The sequence below is a fragment of the Nocardia sp. NBC_01329 genome, from assembly GCF_035956715.1.
In the GTDB taxonomy this organism is placed as follows: domain Bacteria; phylum Actinomycetota; class Actinomycetes; order Mycobacteriales; family Mycobacteriaceae; genus Nocardia.
This window is the reverse complement of the sequence record NZ_CP108381.1, coordinates 115,026-138,795: the sequence shown is the minus strand read 5'-3', so window position 1 is coordinate 138,795 and position 23,770 is coordinate 115,026. Positions and strand designations below refer to the sequence as shown.

Genomic DNA, 23,770 nt, shown 5'->3' with positions numbered 1-23,770 from the left:
ACCCGAGGAGAGCATGAGTACATCCATACATCCGTCCTACCGCTGGAGCGGTGAGGATCTGGACTTGGACGCATATCTGGCCCGTATCGGTTTCGACGGGGAACGTACGCCGACCCTCGCGACGCTGCGCGGACTGGTACGCGGGCACACCACGACGTTCCCATTCGAGAACCTGGAGATCATCCTGGGCCGGCCGGTGCGACTGGACGTGGAGTCGATGCAGGACAAGATGGTTCGGCGTCGACGGGGCGGATACTGTTTCGAGAACTGCGCGTTGTTCGCCGCCGCGCTGGAACGGCTCGGCTTCGGTGTCACCGGTCTGGCCGGGCGGATCTTCATGGGCCAGGACAGTCGTCTGCTACCTGCCACGCACGCACTGCTGCGGGTGACCACCGCAGACGACGGACGGGCCTGGTTGTGCGATGTCGGTTTCGGTTCGGGCCCGCTGGAACCGATCGAACTGACCGCGCGCGATGATGAATTCACCGTAGGTGCCTGGCGGTTCAGGCTCGAGCACGGCGTGGACGAACTGGGCGAAGAGCTGTGGACACTGCACCACTTCTCCCGCAACGGCTGGCTGACCCGGCGAACGTTCACCATGAACCCGCAGTACCGGATCGATCAGACAGTCGGTAATCACTATGTATCGACGTCCCCGCATTCACCGTTCACCATGCGCCCGATCGCACAGAGATTTCATCCGGAGGCGCATCACATGCTCGACGGCGTCACACTGATCACCGGATACCCGGATGGGACCGGCGAGACCCGTGAGGTGGAACGAACCGACGTGCCGAAGATCCTCGCCGAGATATTCGACATCGAGCTGGACGAAGCAGATGCGACAAAACTCGTCCGGGAGCCCTGGCCCGCAGACCATCGGCCAGTGGATACCGACTGACCCGGCCCGGGCGAAACGGTCCATCGTCCGGACGCGTACGAGGTGGTCAGCGCACCTACACGCCGACGGCGGGCCAGTACACGAGCCAGTCCTCGGCGGATAACGGACGGCGGGCGCCGCGAGCGGCTTCGGCGGCGTCTTCCGTATGACGGATAGCGGCGGCGAAGGCGAGGGTGGCTTTGCGCAAGCGTTCCTCCGCGCTCTCCGGGCCGCCCAGATGGACGATACGCAGATCCGCCGGAATCAATTCCTCCGGTAGACCGGCGCGGGCGCTACGGGAACAGACCTTCTCGGCCAGCGCCAGCGCCGGTTGCGCCATGGCGATACCGTCCAGACAGGAACGCCGGGTCTTCTCCGCGGATTTCTTTTCCTCCCACGCCTTTTCCTGTGCCGCAACCTTCTCTTCGACCGTGGCCGCCGTACCGAAACCGTATTCGTCGGGTCCAGCGGCCAGATGCGGACTGCGGTTCACCAGCTTGGCGACCAGTGCCGCGGCCACATCGCCGATGGTGAATTCGCCCGCTGCTTCGGCGATCCGCGAATGGAACAAGACCTGTAGCAGCAGGTCGCCCAGTTCCTCGCGGATCGTGCCGGCGTCCTCGTCCTGGATCGCGTCGAGCAGTTCGTAGGTCTCCTCCAGCAGATACGGCCGCAGCGAATCGTGGGTCTGGGTGACCTCCCAGCCACCGAATCGCCACAGCCGATCCATCACCTCCACCGCTTCGGTCAGACCGGCGGCGACGGTGGCCGTTTCCGATTCGAGCAGGCCGGGGTCCGGCCCGTCGGCGCCGACCGCACCGGGATCGGTTGTCATCGAGCCGGACTCACCTCGGTCGCGACCGTGAGATCCACCGCACCGGCGGCTTTACCGTCGAGTGCGAGCAGTAGATCGGCGAGATACTGGAGCAGCACCACATCACGCAGCCGGTCGGCACCGACACTGTCCTGAACCCGGGGCAGCGGCAGCTGCACCACCGAACTGGCCGCACGATATGTCGCGCTCGGGTAGATGCGCTTGAGCCGCATCTGCTTCGAATCCGGCAGCGACAGCGGCGAAACCTTCACCGTCGTACCGGTAACCGCGATCTCGGTGACCCCGTACTCGCGTGCCAGCAGCCGCAGTCTGGCCACCGAGACCAGCCGGCCGACCTCGACCGGCAGCGCGCCGTAGCGATCGACGAGTTCCTCGACCACCGCCGCCAGCGCCGGATCGTCATGGGCGGCGGCGAGTTTACGGTAGGCCTCCAGCCGCAGCCGATCGCTGGCGATGTAGTCGGGCGGGATATGCGCGTCCACCGGGAGGTCGATACGGACCTCTTTGGTCTCCTCGGCGGTGATCGGTTTCCCGTCCGCGGCAGCCCGGTAGGCCTCCACCGCCTCGCCGACGAGTCGCACGTAGAGATCGAACCCCACGCCCGCCACATGTCCGGACTGTTCGGCCCCCAGCACGTTACCGGCGCCGCGGATCTCCAGATCCTTCATCGCCACCGCCATACCCGCGCCGAGGTCGGAGTTCTGTGCGATGGTGGCGAGCCGGTCGTAGGCGGTTTCGGTGAGCGGTTTCTCCGCCGGGTACAGGAAGTAGGCGTATCCACGTTCCCGGCTACGGCCGACCCGCCCACGCAACTGGTGCAACTGGGAGAGACCGAGCGTATCGGCCCGCTCCACGATCAGCGTATTGGCGTTGGAGATATCCAGACCGGTCTCGATGATCGTCGTACATACGAGGACATCGAACTCGCGCTGCCAGAAACCCTGCACGGTGCGTTCGAGAATGTCCTCGTTCAATTGTCCGTGCGCGACCACGACCCGGGCCTCCGGGACCAGATCTCGGATCCGCTTGGCCGCCTTCTCGATCGAGGACACCCGGTTGTGCACGTAGAACACCTGGCCGTCGCGCAACAACTCACGCCGGATTGCCGCGGTGACCTGCTTATCGTTGTACCCGCCCACATAGGTGAGCACCGGATGCCGCTCCTCGGGCGGAGTCAGAATGGTCGACATCTCGCGGATACCGGCCAGGCTCATCTCCAAAGTGCGCGGAATCGGGGTCGCGGACATGGTCAGCACATCCACATGCGTCCGCAGCGCCTTGATGTGCTCCTTGTGCTCCACCCCGAAACGCTGCTCCTCGTCCACGATCACCAGACCGAGGTTCTTCCAGCGCACCGCGGTCTGCAGCAGACGGTGGGTGCCGACCACGATATCGACCTCCCCCTCGGCCATCCCCGCGAGCACCTCCCGCGATTCCGCGGGATCGGTGAACCGGGACAGGCCCTTCACGGTCACCGGGAACCCGGCGAGCCGTTCGGAGAAGGTCTGCAGATGCTGCTGGGCCAGCAGAGTCGTCGGCACCAGAACCACAACCTGCTTACCGTCCTGCACAGCCTTGAACGCCGCCCGCACCGCGATCTCGGTCTTGCCGTATCCGACATCGCCGCAGACGACGCGGTCCATCGGTACGGCCTTCTCCATATCCGCCTTCACATCGGAGATGGCGGTGAGCTGATCGACGGTCTCGGTGAACGCGAACGCGTCCTCCATCTCCCGCTGCCACGGGGTGTCCGGGCCGAACGCGTGACCGGGCGCCGCCTGCCGGGCAGCGTAGAGCTGCACAAGTTCCCCGGCGATCTCCCGGACCGCTTTACGTGCCTTGCGCTTGGTGTTCGACCAATCCGCGCCACCCAGTTTCGACAAGCTGGGCAGTTCGCCACCCACATACCGGGACAGCTGGTCCAGCGATTCCATCGGAACGAACAACCGGTCACCGGGCTGGCCGCGTTTACCGGGCGCGTATTCGATCACCAGGTATTCGCGCCGTGCGCCACCGACCGTGCGCTCGATCATCTCGACGAAACGGCCGATGCCGTGCTGGTCGTGCACCACCATGTCCCCGGCGTTCAACGCCAGCGGATCCACCTGGTTACGGCGTTTGGCGGGCAACCGCTTCCCGTCGCCCGGGGCGGTGACGCGGTTACCGGTGAGATCGGATTCCGCGACCACCACCAGACCGGCGTCCGCGAAGATCACCCCGTCGTGCAGCGACCCGCACAGCACCCCGACCACTCCGGGCACCGGCTCCGCACCGGCAGGCAACTCCGCGGACGGAACCTCCGCCTCACCGAGCCGCTCCAGGGTGCGTTGAGCCGTACCGTGCCCGGCCAGCACCACCACGGCACGGCCACCGGTCGTCACGTGCGCACGCAGTGAGGCGAAAATGGTCGCCACCAGTTCGTCGGAGCCCCGCGCGGTGGGCCCGGACTGCACCGGCAACTCCACCTCCGACGAAGCGCCGGACGACAGCGGACTCACCGTCCACCAGGGCAGCTCCCGGGCCGCGGCACTCGCCTGGATATCGGCGAGCGGACGATAGGCCGACGCGGCCAGATCCAGCCCGTGCGCGCCCAACGGCGCATCACTGCCGAAGGAGGCCGCGGTCCACGAAGCCTCCAGGAATTCCTCACCTGTCCGCATGAGATCGGCCGCCCGGGTACGGACCTTCTCCGGATCACACACCAGCAGATGGGTACTTTCGGGCAACTGCTCGGTCAGCAACCGCAACTCACCCGGCTGCAACACCGGCAGCAGCGCCTCCATCCCCTCGACCGCGATACCCTCGGCGAGCTTCGCCAGCATCTCCACCAGCGCGGCATCTGCCGGATTCGCCGCCGCCACCGCCGCGGCCCGCTCCCGCACCGCCGGGGTGAGCAGCAGTTCCCGGCACGGCGCCGCGACGACGGTATCCAGCGAAGTCTCCCCCAGCGACCGCTGATCGGCCACGGAGAACGGTCGCAGTTCGGTGACCTCGTCCCCCCAGAACTCCACCCGGACCGGGTGGTCCGCGGTGGGCGGGAAAAGATCCAATATGCCGCCGCGTACCGCGAACTCGCCGCGCTTACCGACCATGTCCACCCGCGTATACGCGAATTCGACCAGACGCGAGACCAATACGTCGAAATCGGCTTCTCCGCCGATCCGCAACACGACCGGTTCGATATCGCCCAGACCACTCGCCATCGGCTGCATCAGCGACCGCACCGTGGTCACCACGACCCGCAACGGCTCCGCGAACACCGGATCCTCCGGATGCGCCAGCCGCCGCAGCACCTCTAGCCGACGTCCGACGGTATCGGCGCCCGGCGAAAGCCGCTCGTGCGGCAGCGTCTCCCAGGACGGGAACTGCGCGACCGCCGACCCCAGCATCTCGCCGAGCTCCAGCGTCAGATCATCGGCCTCCCGGCCGGTCGCGGTCACCACCACCACGGGCCGCTCGGCCGCCATCGTCGCCGCGACGAACGACCGCGCCGCAGCCGGCGCCACCAACTCCACCGGCGACCGCCCGAGCATCCCGGAAACGGTCCGCAACGCGGTATCGGCACCGGCCGCAGCGGCCAATCCCGCCAGTGGTGGACGTGGGGCAGACATTTTCTCTCCTGAACGCCGAACGAAAGCGATTCCACCGAGCTCCGCGAGTCTATCTGTGCTTGTCTGCGCACTGGCGTGCGCGGGGTTGAGGCCCTGAGGTCTCGCCGTTCAGGCCTCGAGACTCGCGCCTTCGGCGCATGCGCTTCGAGGCCTGAACGGCGAGACGGCCTCAACCCTTCGGGGTGTCTCGCAGAACTCGACTCGTGTGGTTGCGTCGATCCTCGATTCGGGATCTGCGGCCGACGGCCCGACCCCCGTAATCGGGGCCCACCCGGTTCCGGAGCGACCGCAGAGAGGGAGCGCAGCGACGGACGGACGGGAGTGGAGAACCGAGGTCAGAGGGCCGACTCACGCCGCCGGCGGCAGCGCGAAATTACGGCACGTAGCGCCGCAACCGTCTCGCCGCGAACTCGCGGAAGTACGACACCTTGTCGTCGGGGACTACGGACGGGAGTAGGAAGTACCAGGCCCGTTCCATCCGCGACGCCATCTGGTCGACCGATTCCGTGCCGACCGCGACGATGTGGATTCCCGTGGTGAGCCCGTACAGCAGCAGGCCGATGGTCTCCGGGTCGAGGTCGGGGAGCAGGTCGCCCTGGGCGATCGCCCGTTCCGAGAGGACGCGGTAGGTGTCACCCCAGGTTTTGGCGATGTTGTCGCCGTTGGCGCCGCGGTAGTCACCGATCTGATGGGTGAGTTTGAGCATGGCGCCCACCATCGGATCGTTCATCGACAGATCTGCCACCACGTACGTGATGCCGATCGCGGCCTCGAGGGCCGGGACCCGAGAGTCGAAGAATCCTTTGCAGGATGCGATGAGGCGTTCGTTGCCCTGGTCGACCACGGCACGGGCCAGTTCTTCCTTGGACCCGAAGTGAAAGTACAAGGCGCCCTTGGTCACGTTGGACTGCGCGATGATCTCGCTGAGGCTCGCATTGGCGTAGCCCAAGCGCAGAAAGACGTCGGCAGCGCCCGCCAGAACGGAATCGCGGGTTATCTCCGCGCGCGCTTGCCTAGCCATCAGCTCCGCCTGTCATCCCAATAACCAGCCATCCTGAAGTAGACCGACATTGTCGAAGTAGACCGACTTACCGCCCGAACAGCACCCAGAGGATGGGTGAACCGTACCATCCGTATTCGCTACGTCTCTCGATTCACCGGGCCACCCGATTTCGCGGGTAGTTCATTCACGGTTGCCCGAACTGCGCTGCCCGCCCGGGGAGTTCGCCGGCTGTGGGCCGGGCACGGCGGGCCATTCCGAGCTGAGCTGGGGGTCGGCCTCGAGGTGGCTCAAGCCGTTCCAGCACAGGTTCACCAGATGCGCGGCGACGACTTCTTTGGACGGGCTGCGCACATCCAGCCACCAGGTGGCGGTGGTGGCCACCATGCCGACCAGAGCTTGCGCGTAAAGGGTGGCGAGGCTGGTGTCGAGGTCGCGGCGTTCGAAATCGCCGGCGAGCAGATGCGCGACCTGGTTGACCGCTTCGTTGAGCAGGCTCGAGTACCGCCCGTCGGTGGAGGACACCGGCTGGTCGCGCACCAGGATGCGGAATCCGTCGGTGCGCTGCTCGATATAAGTGAGCAGGGCGAGTGCCACCTGCTCGAGCCGGACCCGCGACCTGTTGTTGGTGAGCGAGGAGGTGATCATATCCAGCAACATCGACATCTCGCGGTCGACGACGACGGCATAGAGCCCTTCCTTACCGCCGAAATGCTCGTAGACGACGGGTTTGGACACCAGGGCGCGTTGCGCGATCTCCTCGATGGAGGTGGCGTCGTAGCCGCGTTCGGCGAACAGGGCGCGGCCGATCTCGATCAACTGCCGGCGCCGCTGGGTACCGGTCATCCGCTGCCGGGCCGCCGGGACCTGTTCGATGTCACCGGTGGCCCGCAACTCCTCGGTTGTTCTCGGTTCTCCCGACGACACGTTTCCCGCCTCCCTGGTTATCGGGGTCACGGGCGGCCGAAGCCGGACCTGCGACCAGAACCATCGAGATCAACTGTCTCAGACCCGTGGCGACCGGAGTCACCCGGGCGGCGCCGGTTGCTCGCCGACCACGGAAAGGAGCCGTCACGCGTTCCGCTGGCGTGTCGCCACCACCACGGTTCGACGTATCCCGGGGTGGCATGCGAGTATCGTTGCCGTGCCGGGCACAGCGGTGGGATTCGGGTACCCACCGGTGTGAACAGTCCGCCGTAGTGTAATGGCAGCACCTCTGATTTTGGTTCAGATAGTTCAGGTTCGAGTCCTGGCGGCGGAGCAGCTCGTGTGCACGATGACCATCGTCGGCCCGAGGGAGATTCATGCAGGAGCAGACCGCCGTCATCGTGCTAGCCGCAGGTGCCGGTACGAGAATGCGGTCGAAGACCCCCAAGGTGCTGCACCCGCTGGCCGGGCGCAGCATGCTGGCCCACGCGTTGCACGCGGCTCATTCCATCGACCCCCATCATCTGGTGACGGTGGTGGGTCACGACCGTGAGCAGGTCGGCGCGGCCGCGGCCGCGGTGGCCACGGAACTCGATCGGGAGATCGTGCCGGTAGTGCAGGAACAGCAGCTCGGTACCGGGCATGCCGTCCAGATCGGGCTCGCCGGTCTGTCCGCCGATTTCACCGGCGATGTCATCGTCACCTCCGGAGATGTTCCCCTGCTGGACGGGCACACCCTGTCCGCGTTGCTGGACGAGCATCGGAGCTATCCCGAACGTCCCGCGGTCACGGTCCTCACCTTCGTGCCCGACGATCCGAACGGCTACGGCCGGATCGTGCGCGACGCCGACGGCGAGGTCGCCGAGATCGTGGAACACGCCGATGCGACTCCCACACAGGCCGCGATCCGCGAGGTCAATTCAGGTGTGTACGCCTTCGACGCCGCGGTGCTGCGCACCATGCTCGGCCGGTTGTCCACCGCCAACGCCCAGCACGAGCTCTATCTGACCGATGTCCTGAGGCTCGCCCGCGAGGCCGGATACCCGGTGCAGGGCGCCCGGCTGGTCGATTCGGCCAAGGTCACCGGGGTGAACGACCGGGTGCAGCTGGCGGCCGCGGCGCATACTTTGAACCGCTACATCCTGGAGCGACATATGCGCGCCGGGGTGACGATCATGGATCCGGCCACCACCTGGATCGATACCGATGTCCGGATCGGCCGCGACACTGTGGTGCGCCCCGGTACCCAGCTGCTGGGTACCACGGTGATCGGCGAGGACGCCGAGATCGGGCCCGACTCCACGCTCATGAACATGGTGGTCGGCGAGGGCGCCCGGGTGATCCGCACCCACGGGGAAGCCGCGACGATCGGCGCGAAGGCGATGGTCGGACCGTTCGGCTATCTGCGGCCGGGGACCGTGCTGGGCGAGTCCGGGAAGATCGGTGCCTTCGTGGAGACCAAGAACGTCGATATCGGCCGGCACACCAAGGTCCCGCATCTGACCTATATCGGCGACGCCACCATCGGCGAGCACAGCAACATCGGAGCATCCAGTGTGTTCGTGAACTACGACGGGGTGAGCAAACACCGGACGGTGGTGGGCTCCCACGTGCGTACCGGCAGCGATACGATGTTCATTGCCCCGGTGACCGTGGGTGACGGTGCCTACACTGGGGCAGGTACTGTACTGCGGGAAGACGTTCCGCCGGGCGCGTTGGCAGTGTCCGGGGGTGCGCAGCGCAATATCGAGAACTGGGTGCAGCGGAAACGTCCAGGTACCGCGGCAGCAGACGCGGCGGCGAAAGCTATCGCGGCCGATGAGAACACCGGATCGGGCAATAAAGCTTAAGGATGGCAACCAGCAGTGACCGCGTCATGGATCGACAACCAGAAGAACCTGATGCTCTTCGCCGGACGGTCGCACCCAGAACTAGCCGAGCAGGTGGCCAAGGAACTCGACGTTCACGTCACCCCGCAGATCGCGCGTGAGTTCGCGAACGGGGAGATCTTCGTCCGCTTCGAAGAGTCGGTCCGTGGGTCCGATGCCTTCGTCCTGCAGAGTTTCCCGGCGCCGCTGAACCAGTGGCTGATGGAACAGCTGATCATGATCGACGCGCTCAAGCGCGGTTCGGCCAAGCGGATCACCGCTATCCTGCCGTTCTACCCCTACGCCCGCCAGGACAAGAAGCACCGCGGCCGCGAGCCCATCTCGGCCCGTCTGGTCGCCGACCTGCTCAAGACCGCGGGTGCCGACCGCATCGTCACGGTCGACCTGCACACCGATCAGATCCAGGGTTTCTTCGACGGCCCGGTCGACCACATGCATGCGCAGCTGCAGCTCGCCGAGTACGTCCGCACCAACTACAGCCTCGACAACATCACCGTGGTCTCCCCCGACTCCGGCCGGGTCCGGGTGGCGGAGAAGTGGGCGGATTCGCTGGACGGCGCGCCGCTGGCGTTCATCCACAAGACCCGCGACCCGCTGGTCCCGAACCAGGTGAAGTCGAACCGGGTGGTGGGCTCGGTCGAAGGCCGCACCTGCATCCTCATCGACGATATGATCGACACCGGTGGCACCATCGCCGGCGCGGTGAACGTGCTGCGTGAGGCGGGTGCCGGTGATGTGGTGATCGCGGCGACCCACGGTGTGCTCAGCGCTCCGGCCGCCGAACGGCTCGCGTCCTGCGGTGCCCGGGAGGTCGTGGTGACCAACACCCTGCCGATCACCGAGGACAAGAAATTCCCACAGCTCACCGTGCTTTCCATCGCGCCGCTGCTGGCCCGCACCATCCGCGAGGTGTTCGAGAACGGTTCTGTGACCGGGCTGTTCAACGGCAACGCCTGATCTCTTCTTCCGAACGGCCCCGGACCAGCTGGTCCGGGGCCGTTCGCCATTTCGCGGCGAAACCCGACATCGCTGGTCACGGTCCCGCGGGGCGGCCACGAGGCAGCGCATACTGGGTGGTATGGATCGCGAACCACGAGAGCCCGATATGGGTGACGACGAGCAGGAGGACGAGGTCCGCGCCTACGAACGGTATATCGAGGACCCGCCCTCCGACCTGCGTATTCGCAACCGCGAAGGTGACGACGACGGCCGACTCGGCATAGCCGAGGAACTTCGGCTGGAACCGGACCGCCGCGACCGCGCCGCCGCCGCCGACGACGACCGTCCCGCCGAGGCCGCCGCCATCCATATAGAGAACGAACCCGACAGCTGACGCTGCGCCCGCACCGCGGTACCGGCCTACGAGCCCTCGACGCTACGAACGAGGAGACGTGATGAGCACACCGCAGGACCCGCGCGACTCCGGCGAGACTCCGGAGGAGAAGAGCACAGACCGGCCGGAACCCGATTCCGGCGCGGCCGATCGACCGGCCGCGGAACGGCCCCGGGAATCTCCGGGCGAACCGTTCCTCGCCCCCGGCGCCCCGCAGCCGCCCGACGTTACCCAGACCCCCGCGCACGCCCCGGAACCGTCGGTGAGCGGCGCCTCGTCCGCCGCCCCACAGCCGCCGGAATCCACCGGGCCGTCCGAGGCACAGCAGGCCGGGCCGTACGACCCGCCCACCGAGTACCTGCCGAAGCTGCTCGGCCGCGAACCTCGCGCCGCCGACTCGGCGCGGCCGGGTACGGGCGAACAATCCGCGCCGCCATCCGACCCGGGCTCGGCGGCGTTCGCGCACGGCCGGCAGTCCGGCTCCCCGGAGCAGCAGCCTCCCGGTGGTGAGGTACCCCCGCAGGCGTGGTCGGCCCGGCCCGAGGAACAGGAGCCGGGACAAGCCTGGCGACAGCCACCCGGCGGGCAGCAGGGTTACGGACAGCCGCCGGGCGGGTCGCCCTATCCACCGCCGGGCGGTCAGTATCCACCGCAGGGCGGTCAGTATCCACCGCAGGGCGGTTATGGGAGTGGGCCGGAGCAACCCGGCGGCGGATATGGCGGACCACCGGGGGCCGGATACGGCGGGCAGCCGGGCTGGGGCGCGCCGGAGGAGCAAGGCTGGGGTGCGCCGGCGCAGCAGGGCTGGGGTGGCCCGCCCGGCGCACAGCAGGGGTGGCCCGGCACCGGTGCGCCGGGCGGACAGCAGGGGTCGGGCGGCTGGACCGGAGGGGCGCCCGGCGCCGGCGGTTATCCCGCCTACCCCAAACAGCAGCAGTACCAGCCCTACGGCGCCGCTGCGCAACCGGAACGTTCCGGACCGCAGGTTTTGTCCATCATCGGCTTCGTATGCGCCGCGGTATCGCTGCTGTTCTGCCCCATCGTGTTCGGCGCCGCCGGAATCGTGCTCGGTGTCGTCGGCCATATCCGGGGCGAACCGCTCGGCAAATGGGCGGCCATCGCAGCCGCGATATGCCTCGTCGTGGGTGTGGCCATCGGGTTGCTTCTCACCGGGGCCGAGATAGTGCCCAACGAATCGCGCGGCTGACAACGGCAGGCCCGGCAACGAGGGGCCAGGAAATGCGTCACCCCGGCAGGCTTCCTGCCGGAGCTGTACCGGGAGTTCCGTATCCGATCCGCGGCCGGTCGCCTCCGATCCGCATTTCCGCCCAGGCGCCGCGTACCGGCGCGACGGCGGATATCGTCTGGCCCATGCCCGACGAACTAGGAGCCGGCGGATTCACGGCGGCGACAGGGGCGGCGCGGCCGCCGAGGTGCGGATAGATGTCGCAGCGGGAACTGGTCGTGCTGGGCACCGCGAGCCAGGTGCCGACCGCTCAGCGCAACCACAACGGATACGTACTGCGCTGGGGTGGCGAGGCCGTACTGTTCGACCCGGGCGAGGGCACCCAGCGGCAGATGATCCGGGCCGGTATCTCCGCCACCGATCTCACCCGGATCGCGATAACCCATTTCCACGGTGATCACAGCCTCGGCCTGGCCGGGGTCGTCCAGCGGATCAACCTGGACCGGGTGCCGCATCCGATCGACACCTACTATCCCGCCTCGGGTCAGCGGTTCTTCGACAATCTCTGTGATGCCACCGCCTACCATCGCGCGGTGGATCTACGGCAGCGCCCGATCACCGGACCGGGCGCACTACCGGCCCCCGGCGCCCCCTTCGAGGTCACCACCGCGCGCCTCGACCACCCAGTTGAGGCATTCGGCTACCGGCTGACCGAGCCGGACTATCGCACCATCCGGCCGGAGCGGCTCGATGAGCTGGGCCTGCACGGCCCTGTCGTAGGTCGGCTGCAACGGGAGGGCGAGGTCGATTGGCAGGGCCGGATCGTGACTCTCGACGAGGTGAGCACATTGCGGCGCGGACAGAGTTTCGCGTTCGTCATGGACACCCGGATCTGCCCGGGCGCACGCGAACTCGCGGCGGGCGTGGACATGCTGGTGATCGAAGCGACCTTCCTCGACGCCGACGCGCATCTGGCCGCCGAGCACGGTCATCTCACCGCGGGACAAGCGGCCCGGATCGCCGCCGAGGCCGGTGCGCGAACGCTGGTCCTGACCCATTTCTCGCAGCGCTACCCCGACCTGGGCCGGCATCTCGCCGAAGCGCGACAGGTGTTCGGCGGAGAGATCGTGATCGCCGCGGATCTGGAACACATCCCGTTCCCGTCACGTCGCTGACCCGTACCGGCCCCGATGGCGATCGGCCGTCACGGTCCGGCGACCGGCTCGATCCGGGTACCGTCGCGCAGCCCGATCGACATGATGTCGGACGGCTGCTCCAGTTCGAGCCGGTGCCAGCGGTTACGTGGCACGACGAAGGCGGTTCCGGCGGTGAGGCGCACTTCGGTTTCGGTATCGCCGGGACCGGCCGGGCGCAGATAGAGCCGCAGCGCCCCGGACAGACAGCACACTGCTTCCTCGGATGCCGGGTGCATCTCCCAGTGGTCGGCGTGGATTTCGGTGTCGGTCTCCACGTGGAAGGTGGCCAGCTGCCAACCGTCCGTGCCCTCGCTCATCCGCCGTTCGCCGTCACGTACCCGGCCGTCGGGGTGGAAACTCAGCGCGCGGGCGAACATATCGATGGAGGAGGTCATGATGATTTCCTTTCGTACTGCGTGAAATCTGCTGGAATACAGGGGCTGCCGGGCAGTCGTACCGCTACGGCGCGGGACGGGCCGGTACCGCCGGTGTCGCGGCTCCATTCGGCAGCGCAATCGGTGCGGTGCCGGTTTGCGGTCCGGACGAAATACGACGGGGCAGCACTACCGTGGCCACGAACGCCGCCAGGACGAACACCGCCGCGGAGATCGTCAGGGCGAGCGCGTAACCGCTGTTGAACGCGGCCGGATCGGTGGCGGTACCGGTTCGGCTCGCTGCCACGGTGGCCAGCACCGCCACCCCGATACTCCCGCCGAGTTGCCGGGAACTGTTGAACACACCCGAGGCCATGCCGGCTTCCCGGGCCTCGACACCCATCGCCGCCGCGACCGCGGCCGGGGCCAGGCACAACCCGATTCCCAGACCGCCGACGATCGACGGGCCGAGGATATCGGTGAGAAAGCTGCCGTCCGGGCTGATGGCGGCGAACCAGGAAAGACCGGCTGCCGTGAGCATTCCACCGATCATCAGCGCCGCCCGCGGGGATCGGCGCGCGCCCGCTTTCGTGGCGATCACGGTGCCGAGCACGATCATCACCGAAAAGGGCAGGAAGGCCGCCCCCGTCGCGCCCGCGCTCATCCCCAGCACCTGCTGCATGTACAGCGAGACCGAATAGAACGCGGCGAATTGTCCGGCGGCGGCGAGGAAGACGAAGAGATTCGCCCCGGCGACCCAGCGGTTACCGAACAGCCCGAGCCGCACCAGCGGTGCGAGGGAACGGTTCTCGACCACGAGGAAAGCGGCCAGGAGCAGCGCACCGGCGGCCAGGGTTGTCACGGTGACCGGCGCCGACCAGCCGTACCGGTCGGTGCGGATGACCCCGGTGACCAGCAGACCGATCCCACCGGTGGCCAAGACCGCCCCGAGCAGGTCGAGCCGGCTACCGCCACGGCCGGCGTCGGAGCCGATCCCGGCCGTTGTCGCACCGACCGCGACGGCCACCAGCGGCACGTTGATCAGCATCACCCAGCGCCAGCCGGCGTATTCGGTCAGCAATCCGCCGACCAGCACACCGCTCGCGCCGCCGACGGCGTTCACCGCGCTCCAGATCCCGAGCGCCCGGACCCGGGCGGCGCCCTCGGGGAAGGTGGTGGTGAGAACCGCCAGCGCGGCCGGCGCGAGCGCGGCGGCAGCACACCCCTGAACCGCGCGGGCGGCCACCAGTTGCCACGGCTGCTGCGCCAGCCCACCCGCCAGCGAGGCGATCCCGAAGACCACGAGTCCGGCGGTGAGCAGGCGGCGGCGGCCGAACAGATCGCTCGAGGTGCCGCCGAGCAGCAGGAATCCACCGAATGTCAGGGCATAGATATGCACTATCCAGGCCAGATCCAGCGGAGCGAAGCCGAGATCGGTGCGGATCGACGGCAGCGCCACATTCATCACCGCCATATCCAGCGCGACCGTGAACTGGGCCGTCGCGACGGCCGCGAGGGCGAGAGAGGGTCGCCCACCAAAGTTTTTATACACGTATAAAAACTAGCCGTGCCGCGGGGCCGTGTCCAGCGCCCAGCCGACGATGCGCGAAGATGACCCCATGACCGAGTCCGCGCCGCGCACCGGCAGACCGCCGAAGATCTCCCGCGCGGACATCGTGGCCGCCGCCGACGCGGTGGTCGCCGCCGACGGCTCGGCGGCGCTCAGTATGCGCCGGGTCGCCACCGAGCTCGGTTGCACGCCGATGGCCCTCTACCACCACGTTCGCGATAAAGACGAACTGCTGCGCTTGCTGCTCGCGGACTATGCCGACCGGGTGGAATGGCCCGCGCTACCGGCGGATCCGCGCGAACGGATGGTCACGGCAGCCCGCGCTGTGCACGATGTGCTCACCGCCCGCGCCTGGTTCGTCGAGATCCTCGCGGCAGACGACCTGCTCGGCATTTCGGCGCTCTGGGTCCCCGAAGCCATCATCGACGGCGCCATCGGCTGCGGCCTCACACCCGAGGAAGCGGTCCGTGCCTATCGGATCATCTGGCAGTACACGGCGGGCGAGATCATCATCCGGACCCGCTCCGCCCGCCGCGCCGCCGACGGCCGACCCACCTTCCGCGAGCAGGTCTTCGCGGATCTGGATCCCGAAACCCTGCCGCGCCTGGCCGAGGTGGGCCCGCGCTGGGTCGAGCTCACAGCCGAGGACACCTACCTGCTCGGCCTCCGGGCCCTGATCACCGGCCTGGTCGGTCCGGCGCCACTCTAGACGGCGCACGGACGCGGAGGTACGCAAAAGCGCGGCCGGAGCGCACGCGCAGATACGCAAAAAGCGCACGGCCGGAGCGCACGCGCAGGTACGCAAAAAGCGCACGGCCGGAGCGCACGCGCAGATACGCAAAAAGCGCACGGCCGGAGCGCACGCGCAGGTACGCCTAGGCCGGACCGCTGACGGCTTCCCGCGCGGGTGTCGCGAGATCGAACCTCTCGCGGTTGTCCTGCACCTCGTCCATATGGGCCTCCGCCCAACTCTTGATTCCGCGCATGATCTCGTGCAGCGACAGTCCGAGTTCGGTCAGTTCATAGGTGACGGTGACAGGAACGGTCGGCGTCACCGTGCGGATGACCAGTCCGTCGCGTTCCAGAGTGCGCAGGGTCTGGGTGAGCATCTTCTGGCTGACCCCGGCCAGCCGCCGGGCCAGCTCGGAGTAGCGCATCGCCCGCGGCTCGCCGCCGCATTCGGCGCCCGCGTGTGGACCGCCGCTGCCGAGCGCGGACAGGACCAGCGCAACCCACTTCCCGGAGATCCGTTCCAGCAGCTGACGACTCGGGCAGCCGTCGAAGAACGCGTCGTAGTCCACCTTGTCCCGGGCCCGCCTCTGGGCCGCTGTCATCGTCGCCACGACCGCTCCTTCCTACCGCGCGGTGGGATACGCACTTCCAGGTGCCTACTTCCCGATGGAGAGTTACCACCCCATTGTGGAGCTACAGCACAGAAATCTCCACAGGAGGCGATATGTCCAGTACATTCCGTAGCGCGGTCGTCCGTATCCCGGCCGGCCCCGATTCCATCGAGATCATCGACGTACCCGTAGCCGAACCCGGACCCGGTCAGGTCCGGGTCGATATCGCCGCCGCGACTGTCAACCCGGTCGATCTGGCCCTGACCGCCGGCGTCTTCCACAGCCTCGGCCTCATCACTCGGTCCGCCTACACCGGTATCGGCACCGACTTCGCCGGTACCGTCAGCGAGACCGGGCCCGGCGTCGAAATTCCGGTCGGGAGCCGCGTCGCGGGTCTGCTGAGTGGATTCGATCGCGATTTCGGTACCTACGCCGAACAGGTGATAGTCGCGGCGAGCGATATCGCCCGCGTCCCGGACGAACTCGATCCGTCCATCGCGGCGACCGTCCCGCTCAACAGCCTCACCGCCGCCCAACTAGTGGATCTGCTCGGCGCCGGCGACGGCCGGGGTCTGCTGGTGACCGGTGCCGCGGGCGCGGTCGGCAGTTATGTGATCCGGTTCGCGCAGGAACGCGGCTGGCGGGTCACCGGGCTGGCCCGGGCCGGCGACGAGGAGTTCGTCCGCGGACTCGGCGCGGACTTCACCGTCGCCGCGTCACCTTACTGGGACGCGGTGGCCGATGCCGCGACACTGCAGGAAGAGGGTCTGGCCCTGGTCCGCGACGGCGGACTGTTCATCGGTGTCCGACCGGGTGCCGAACCACCCGCCGAGCGCGGGATCACCGTCCGGGCCGTCGCGGTCCAGGCCGACGGGGCTCGGCTGGCCGGGTTCCTCGCCGATACCGCGAACGGCCGCCTCCCGGCCCGAGTGCACGCGGTGCTCCCACTCGACCGGGCCGCCGACGCCCACCGGGAGCTCGCCCGGGGCGGGATCCGAGGGAAATACGTTCTTCGGCCCTGAGTCCTGATTCCGGGCCCGGGCCGAGTCCTGATTCCGGACTCGGCCGGGGCGGGCCCGGTCAGCTGGATTCGCCACTCGGCGTGGTACTTCGACTGCGGGTCTCACCGGTTCGCCGCGAGTTACGATGGCTGCCCATCGCCGTCGCCCTCCAGGCGTTGTACATCATGCGAGCTCTGATTCGAGCAGCCGTTCGCCCGATCGCGGAACGAGGAGTCCAGGTGAGTTTCCGACTGGCGGCGTACGCCGTGTGCATCCGGGACCGGCACGTGCTCCTGGCCCGGCATGTACGCCCCGACGGCGCGAGAAACTGGACGCTTCCAGGAGGAAGGGTCGAGCATGCGGAAGACCCGTTCCACACGGTGAGGCGGGAGGTCCGGGAGGAGACCGGCTACATCGCGGAGGTGCGACGACTGCTCGGCGTCGATTCGAGACTGATCCCCGCGGCTGAACGCGCTGTGCCCGGTGGATCCGAACATCAGAACATCGGCATCTTCTACGAGGTCCGGCTGGTAGGCGGGCGGTTACGTGCGGAGCCGAACGGCGAAACGGACGATCCGACCTGGACGCCTATCTCCGAAATACCGGATCTGCGCCGGTCCTCGCTGGTCGATATCGGTATCGCCCTCGCCCGGTCCCGTCCGGCAACCGGCCGTACCGCCCCGGTACCGGTCGGCGGACTGATCCAGCACTGAGGCAGGGACACGGACGCGGGCATGGCGTTCGAATTCATACCCGGCGCAGGGAGGCCCCCGGACCCTTCGGGGACACCGGTGGTACCGCCGAAACCGCGCCACCGATGGTCCGATCACGGCCGCCACAGCACATCGGACCCTGCGTCGGGCTGAATCCCGTCACTTCCGGAGAAGTGGAGGATCGCCGCCCGCTGTGATCGTATACCGGAACAGGAACCTCTGCGGCACAACGTGAGAGCATCCCGTACCACGCCAACGGCCGATTCCGCCGCGCCCGGTTTCGCGACCGCCCGCGAAATGGTCGAATCCGCGCCGGATGTACTGGCCGGGACATCCACACGACGCACCGACGACTCGAATGCGCCACCTCCCGGCGACCTGGCCGTCAGGTAGCGAAAGTGGCGAACGCCGACCACAGCACCGGGGAGTTCTCGATGGCCCCGGTACCGCGCCAGGCGCGCAGCCGGGCACGTTGCCATTGCGCGAGAACCGCGACCGGATCGGTCGTTTCGTGAGCCGCGTCCACCGCGCAGACGACCTCCTGTAGCGGGGTCGCGCCGGTCGCGCCGCCGAGGCGCTGGAAGGCTAGGTCGGTGGGGAGCGGCCAACGCGTCGCGGTGACCAGTTCGGCGCCCCCGGTGATCATGGCGGCGATCAGGCCCAGAGCCTCGGTGAACCGCAGGTCGCCACCGCTTTCGCAGGCGATGAGTGCGACGCGGCTGGGCACGGGCCACAATTCGCGGCCCGCTACCGGTTCGGAATCGAGTGTATGGGTGCCCAGCAGCAGATCCTTGGCCGACAGCGGGCGGTGGGTTCGGTGCGGTTCGGCGAAACCGACTGTATCGGCGGTGCAGGCCAGGTGGAGTTCGGTGTTCTCGCTCTGCCCGGATTCCGGTGACGCCGCGGTGACATGGCCGACGTACAGCAGCCGGGCGGCACCGCCGCGCAGCGCGCGCGAGAGCCACGCACGGTCGAGATCGGTGCGGCGGAAGATCTCGGTGGGCTCGCCGACCTCCGGCCGGATCCGGCCCGCACCGATATGGTCCGCGATCCGTTCGGTGAGCGGGGTCGGATGGTTCATCCTGCCCAGCACCGAACCGAGCTCGGAATCGGCGCGGAATCCGGGCACCCGGGGATCCAGAACGGCCACCACCGGCAACTCGCGTGTCTCGGCCCAGGACTGCGCGATACGGGTTGGCGCATGCACGATTCCGGCCGGGGCCAACAGCCCGATATCGGCGATATCGATCAGCCGGACTTCCGGTGCCGGGGCCAGGATCTCCCACGGCACCTGGGCGACCCGCGGAGAGGGCTGGAGCCGGATGAGTGGACGGATCCCCTGTAGGTAGAGCGTATGCAGCTGGCCGGCCAGCTCATAGGGCAGCAGCGCTCGGGAGAGATCGCGCGCCAGCAGGTACTCGGAATCGGGGGCGGCGAGGGCGGCGGCGGTGAGCGTACGTTCGAGACTGCCGGGAACACTCGGGTCCGGCAGGGCAGCCGCGAGTTCCCGGACCACCGCGTCGATATCGGCGCCGGGCAACGCCGCGACACCTGGTGCGGCGTCGTATCCGAGCCAGCGCCAGGAGATGTACACATCGCCCGCGTCGGCCATCCGCACCAGCACGGTCGGCCGGTCGGCCACCGCACCTCCCCCGTCGCCACCCACGCTGTATCCATGCGTCATGAGCGAGGGCCCTCCATGGTCACGCTCCGCTGCCGCCTCCGGGCCTGACTCACTCATGCCGTATCCATGTGTCATGAGCGAGGGCCCTCCATGGTTACGCTCCGCTGCCGCCTCCGGGCCTGACTCACTCATGCCGGAATCACCCGGTCTTCCCGAACGCGCTGCCCATAGCGCTGCTCGGCGGCGGCGATGTAGTCGCCGAGCGCGATACGGGAGTCGGGCGCCACGGCCAGACGCGGCGGCGGCGACACCGGGAGCCCGGCGGATGCCGCGACCCGCGCCAGTGCGGCGCCGAGATGCAGCGGGCCCGGCTGCGGCTCGCCGGCGGGTGGCTGCGCGGGAGTGTCCAACGGGAACTGCGGGCGCTCGGTTCGCTCACCGGAATCGGTATCCAGTGTGGTTCCCGCGCATTGTGTTTCGATGAGATCGGCGAGCAGTTGACCGTCCCCGCACAGGTAGGCGAACCGGAAGGCCAGCCGGACCGCGGGATCGGCGACCTCCCGGTTCCACTGATCGCGCTGGCTGCCGCCCGGCAGTGTGTAGCGCACCGCGTCGATGGCGATCGCGGCCGGCACCGCGAGTGCGCGGCCCAGCGCCAGCAGTTCATCGGGCGGGGAATCCATATCGTCGACCACCATCTGCACCAGCACCGCGTGCCAGTAGTCGAGCTGGGCACACCGCAAGCCGAGACCGCGTTCGGCATAGACGGTGAACGCCGCATCGAGCAGTTGCTGCCCCTCTCCGACCAACCCCCGCGCATAGGCCACCGTGGCGAGCCGACACTGCACCGAAGCGGAATCCAATACCGCACCGGATTCCCGGAAGCAGTCCAGGCTGCGGCGATACCATTCGTCGGCACGGTCGGCCTCGCCGCGGCATTCGGCCAGGAAACCGCGGATCTTCCAACCGACTCCGGCCCGATACCCGAGTCCGGCCCGCTCGTAGTAGTCCTGGCCGGCCATCACCAGTTGCTCCGCCTCGTCCAGCCGGTCGAGCCGGCTGAAGAGCTGAGCCAGATTCTGCTGGGTGTCGGCGACCGCGCCGTGGTCTCCCGCCGCGGTGAACGCCGCCAGTGCCTGCTGCGCGAAATCCACGCCGAGCTCGCGGCGACCGGTCTCGAAATACGCGCCGGCCAGGTTCATCAGCGGGTGCCCGGTCAGGTGCGGGGCGAAGCGCAGGGCCGCGTCCAGGGATTCGGTGGCGATTTCCACGACCTGGTTCCACTGACTGCGGTGGGCTGCCACGGCACTGAGCGAGAGCAGACACGATATTCGCAACACCCCGAGATCTTCGGCGTCGGCGAGCAGGTCCCGCGCCCGTTCCAGGGCCGACTGGGCGTCGTCGAGCGCGCCGAGATGCTGGAGGGCCTGCGAATAGTTGATCAACGTGGAGGCCAGTTTCTCGGTGGCGTCGTCCGGGATCTGGCCGAGCGCGGATCGAAACCGGGTCGCCGCGCCCTGGTGGTCGCCGAGTTCGTCGTACATGCTCGCGGCATTGATCAGCGCGCTGGTCTGGACACCGTCGGTGGTGGTCGCCGCCGCGTGCTCGAAAATCCGCAGCGCCTCGGCGGTATCACCGCGCTGGTAGGCCGCCGCGCCCTCGTACAGCAGTTCGAGCCCGGGCGGTTCTTGTTCGCTCATCTCAGAAATCCGAATCCGTTTCGGCGGCCGTGATCTCGGCACGCAGGAGTTCGATATCCGCTGGTCCCGCGGCAGGTTCCGCGACGGCATAGGCGACGGTGTGTCCGGCGCGGTGTAGCCGGGCGCGGGCGAGGTCCCTGATCAGGTCGCGTCGGCGGGCCTCGGCTGCCGGATCGGTGTGACGCACCCCCTGCGCGGCGTCGGAATCGAGATCGGGAGACACCGCCCCTTCCGGTGGCGACGGTCCGACCCCCGGCACATAGATCTCGATAGCGGAGACCGCCCCGTCGGAATCGGCCACCGCGGCCGTCCAGGTATCCCCGGTCGACACCAGTGCGGCGTCGTGTACCCCGGCCGGGGTGCGGACCAGAGCCCGAGGTCGCAGATACTCGGGCAGATCTCCGTGCAGGCCCGGAGCGGCGACCACCCGCACCCGGAGGGTATTGGCACCCGCGGCCCGGACGAGTTCCCACGACACCGCCCGTTCGGAAGCGTCGACGACACCGGGCGGACAGTGCCGCCAATCCCATCCGGAGCTTCCCCTTTCGACGATCAGTGCGGTCCCCGAGTCGCGCGGCTGCCCACCTGCCGCCAGCGCATAGTCGACGGCACGACCGAGATCGGGTGCGAGGGCTGCGAGAGCGTCGGGTGCGTCGGCCTCCCCCGGTGCGTCGGCGCCGTCGACGACGCTCTCGCAGTACTCGCTCAACTCCGCGATCTCGCGGTCGAGTTCGGCCGGGTCGAGCGCGGGAATACCGTCGACCGTCGAGGCCGGCCACCAGCGTGCCGCCCAGTGCGCGTAGCCGAGCCGCCGCACTGCGGCCGCCAACTCGGGCCGTTCGGGACGGATGGGCAGCTCCACCGGCTCGGTGTAATCGTCGGCGGCCACCGCTACTTCGGCGCCGTAGAGGGCCCACAACCACTCCTGGGCGCTATCGAGATCGTGCAATATCGCCGCCGGAACCCGGTGCTCCGCCAGCAGGCTCCAGCTCAGATGGCCGCCGCCTACCTCCAGTACAGCGGTGTCCGGGCCCGGATCCGCGGCCGCCGGATCGGGCGAACCGGCGGGCGCGATACTCCACAGGCCGGGACCGATCAGCTGGATACGCACGGTGTCGACCATCAGACCGCCCTCGGTTCGGCCGTACCCGGCTCCTGCACCGTCTGCGCGCTCAACGCCTTCCGGACCCGGGTGCGGTGATCCAGCACCACCGAACGCGCCACCCCGTCCAGCAGATCCCAGAGCTCATCGAGTTCGGTGACCGGCATCTCCCGCACATCTCGCCCGTACAAGCGGACCCACAGCCGTCGCAGGTACGGACGCCACGGGGTGCGTAGTTCGGCGGCGATGAGCGCGAGCGGATTACGTTCCCCGGGCACCGGATGGATCGCCAGCCGGCGCGCCTGCAGGACATAGGCCTCGCGCCGCCACCTGCTGTTGACCAGCTGATGTGCGGCCGACTCCGCAGGCTGTGGTAGCACGTGCCGGGGGTCCGGCGGTGCGAGCGGTGCGAGCCCGAGCGCCAACTCCACCCCGGCCGCCGCGGCGACCCGCAGCGATTCGCCGAGCAGCGCCCACGGTGCGCAACTGCGGGCGATCTCGGTGGTGACCAGGTCCGGAATCGGCGGCAGTTCGGCACGTTCGGTGGATACCTGCAATATCGTGAAGACCCGCTGGTGGACGGTGCGATCGAACGGCAGCCCCAGAGTGGCGGTGGACGCCGACGCACCGACCTCTGGACGGCACGGAGCCGCATGGACCGTCAGCCCCAGTTCGTGCGCGTGATAGCGCGAGAGATCGGCGACCGCCGTCGGGGTTCCGCGGCGCCACAGTTCGATTCCCGTATGTGTTCCCACCGTTTTCGCGACCAGCTCGCCGAGCAGCCGCCGGCCGGTGCGGGTATCGATCTCGGTGCGGGTCGCGACCGCGTGTTCCAGCAGTTTCCGCAACGCCTCGGCGTGCTCGCCCGGTACCGCCGGCGGCACCGGGCGTCGACCCCAGGCCTTGCTGAGCAGGTCATCGAGCAGCGCGACCCGAGCGGGATCGGTGAGATGGTCCTTCAGCGCCTGGGTGGTCCGCCCGGCCGCGAACCCGTGGATCTCGCGCAGGACCGCTTCGGCGCGAACCCGGTCCCGGTTCGAGTCGGGGTGGCCCCGGGTGGCGGCCAGTTCGAAACACCGCTGGAAATAGAGGTCCTGGGCGGTGCCCTCGGTGATCCGCAGCCGGCGACGGACCTGTTTGAGCAGGGTGAACCAGGCCGCGGTCGCCCGCAACGCATCGGCGTGGGCGTAGAGGCGGGCGGCGAGCAGTGTCGCACCGTCGGCGGTCAGTACCGCGCCCCCGCAGCTCGGATACTGCACCGGCCGGATGACCAGCGGATCGAGGATCAGTTTCACGGTCCGGCGCAACGGTCCGCCCGCGGTTCCGCTCAACGCCTCGACACCCTCGAGACCGCGCCACACCTCATCGAGCACCATGGCCCGGGGTCGTCGCATGAGCCCAGGTTATCGGAGTTACGTCACCGTGGCGGTGCCGAAAGTTGGGATCGGTAGGCGCGCGACGATTCCTACTTTTCTCGTAACGGCCA

20 protein-coding genes and 1 tRNA gene are annotated in these 23,770 nt (G+C 68.3%); 10 read left to right on the top strand and 11 right to left on the bottom strand.

Translation table 11 applies throughout. From position 1 onward, the window contains the following. Positions 1-13 precede the first annotated feature (13 nt). The gene (locus OG405_RS00600; protein ID WP_327149687.1) at positions 14-901 is read left to right on the top strand and encodes an arylamine N-acetyltransferase family protein; all 888 of its coding nucleotides are present in this window, start codon (positions 14-16) and stop codon (positions 899-901) included. 55 nt (positions 902-956) lie between these two features. Here the strand turns inward: OG405_RS00600 and OG405_RS00595 are convergent, their stop codons facing one another. The 4 genes from OG405_RS00595 to OG405_RS00580 form a co-directional block, all read right to left on the bottom strand. Beyond that, positions 957-1,715, bottom strand: a complete 759-nt coding sequence (locus OG405_RS00595; protein WP_442790635.1) for a MazG family protein — start codon at positions 1,713-1,715, stop codon at positions 957-959. Then, positions 1,712-5,326, bottom strand: coding sequence for a transcription-repair coupling factor (gene mfd / locus OG405_RS00590; protein ID WP_327149686.1), 3,615 nt, complete (start codon positions 5,324-5,326; stop codon positions 1,712-1,714). The genes OG405_RS00595 and mfd overlap by 4 nt, the downstream gene beginning before the upstream one ends. Before the next feature lie 373 nt (positions 5,327-5,699). Beyond that, entirely contained in the window at positions 5,700-6,347 is a 648-nt protein-coding gene (locus tag OG405_RS00585) for a TetR/AcrR family transcriptional regulator (protein ID WP_327149685.1), read from the bottom strand. Positions 6,348-6,509: 162 nt separating this feature from the next. Beyond that, positions 6,510-7,172, bottom strand: coding sequence for a TetR/AcrR family transcriptional regulator (locus OG405_RS00580; RefSeq protein WP_327152582.1), 663 nt, complete (start codon positions 7,170-7,172; stop codon positions 6,510-6,512). A gap of 344 nt (positions 7,173-7,516) precedes the next feature. Between OG405_RS00580 and OG405_RS00575 the strand changes: the two genes are divergently transcribed. The 6 genes from OG405_RS00575 (at position 7,517) to OG405_RS00550 (ending at position 12,836) form a co-directional block, all read left to right on the top strand. Beyond that, a tRNA-Gln gene (locus tag OG405_RS00575) sits at positions 7,517-7,587 on the top strand. Positions 7,588-7,630: 43 nt separating this feature from the next. Beyond that, entirely contained in the window at positions 7,631-9,103 is a 1,473-nt protein-coding gene (gene glmU, locus OG405_RS00570; RefSeq protein WP_327149684.1) for a bifunctional UDP-N-acetylglucosamine diphosphorylase/glucosamine-1-phosphate N-acetyltransferase GlmU, read from the top strand. Positions 9,104-9,154: 51 nt separating this feature from the next. Continuing rightward, positions 9,155-10,099, top strand: coding sequence for a ribose-phosphate diphosphokinase (locus tag OG405_RS00565; RefSeq protein ID WP_442790807.1), 945 nt, complete (start codon positions 9,155-9,157; stop codon positions 10,097-10,099). A gap of 121 nt (positions 10,100-10,220) precedes the next feature. Then, complete coding sequence (locus tag OG405_RS00560; RefSeq protein WP_327149682.1) at positions 10,221-10,475, top strand: hypothetical protein; 255 nt, start codon at positions 10,221-10,223, stop codon at positions 10,473-10,475. A 61-nt stretch (positions 10,476-10,536) separates the two neighbouring features. Then, positions 10,537-11,682 carry a hypothetical protein gene (locus tag OG405_RS00555; RefSeq protein WP_327149681.1) on the top strand — a complete coding sequence of 382 codons (1,146 nt, stop codon included), beginning with the start codon at positions 10,537-10,539 and terminating at the stop codon, positions 11,680-11,682. Between the two features lie 236 nt (positions 11,683-11,918). Further along, positions 11,919-12,836, top strand: a complete 918-nt coding sequence (locus tag OG405_RS00550) for a ribonuclease Z (RefSeq protein WP_327149680.1) — start codon at positions 11,919-11,921, stop codon at positions 12,834-12,836. Between the two features lie 29 nt (positions 12,837-12,865). Here the strand turns inward: OG405_RS00550 and OG405_RS00545 are convergent, their stop codons facing one another. Beyond that, positions 12,866-13,252, bottom strand: coding sequence for a cupin domain-containing protein (locus OG405_RS00545; protein ID WP_327149679.1), 387 nt, complete (start codon positions 13,250-13,252; stop codon positions 12,866-12,868). A 64-nt stretch (positions 13,253-13,316) separates the two neighbouring features. Further along, positions 13,317-14,783 (bottom strand): MFS transporter, encoded by a 1,467-nt coding sequence (locus tag OG405_RS00540; protein ID WP_327149678.1) that lies wholly within the window; start codon positions 14,781-14,783, stop codon positions 13,317-13,319. Positions 14,784-14,850: 67 nt separating this feature from the next. On the opposite strand from OG405_RS00540, the gene OG405_RS00535 reads away from it, so the two are divergent. Beyond that, on the top strand, positions 14,851-15,510 hold the full coding sequence (locus OG405_RS00535) for a TetR/AcrR family transcriptional regulator (protein WP_327149677.1): 660 nt from the start codon (positions 14,851-14,853) through the stop codon (positions 15,508-15,510). Positions 15,511-15,676: 166 nt separating this feature from the next. Here the strand turns inward: OG405_RS00535 and OG405_RS00530 are convergent, their stop codons facing one another. Further along, on the bottom strand, positions 15,677-16,135 hold the full coding sequence (locus OG405_RS00530) for a winged helix-turn-helix transcriptional regulator (protein ID WP_442790806.1): 459 nt from the start codon (positions 16,133-16,135) through the stop codon (positions 15,677-15,679). Positions 16,136-16,257: 122 nt separating this feature from the next. Here OG405_RS00530 and OG405_RS00525 point away from each other — a divergent pair, with 122 nt between their 5' ends. Continuing rightward, complete coding sequence (locus OG405_RS00525; RefSeq protein ID WP_327149675.1) at positions 16,258-17,166, top strand: NADP-dependent oxidoreductase; 909 nt, start codon at positions 16,258-16,260, stop codon at positions 17,164-17,166. Positions 17,167-17,384: 218 nt separating this feature from the next. After that, positions 17,385-17,858 carry an NUDIX hydrolase gene (locus OG405_RS00520; RefSeq protein ID WP_327149674.1) on the top strand — a complete coding sequence of 158 codons (474 nt, stop codon included), beginning with the start codon at positions 17,385-17,387 and terminating at the stop codon, positions 17,856-17,858. A gap of 385 nt (positions 17,859-18,243) precedes the next feature. On the opposite strand, the gene OG405_RS00515 is transcribed toward OG405_RS00520, so the two are convergent. The 4 genes from OG405_RS00515 to OG405_RS00500 form a co-directional block, all read right to left on the bottom strand. After that, positions 18,244-19,542, bottom strand: coding sequence for a hypothetical protein (locus OG405_RS00515; RefSeq protein WP_327149673.1), 1,299 nt, complete (start codon positions 19,540-19,542; stop codon positions 18,244-18,246). 128 nt (positions 19,543-19,670) lie between these two features. Then, positions 19,671-21,182: a tetratricopeptide repeat protein gene (locus OG405_RS00510; protein ID WP_327149672.1), complete on the bottom strand. Its 1,512-nt coding sequence runs from the start codon at positions 21,180-21,182 to the stop codon at positions 19,671-19,673. Between the two features lies 1 nt (position 21,183). Next, on the bottom strand, positions 21,184-22,305 hold the full coding sequence (locus OG405_RS00505; RefSeq protein WP_327149671.1) for a hypothetical protein: 1,122 nt from the start codon (positions 22,303-22,305) through the stop codon (positions 21,184-21,186). After that, the gene (locus OG405_RS00500; RefSeq protein ID WP_327152581.1) at positions 22,305-23,660 is read right to left on the bottom strand and encodes a hypothetical protein; all 1,356 of its coding nucleotides are present in this window, start codon (positions 23,658-23,660) and stop codon (positions 22,305-22,307) included. Before OG405_RS00500 ends, OG405_RS00505 begins: the two co-directional genes overlap by 1 nt. Positions 23,661-23,770 lie beyond the last annotated feature (110 nt).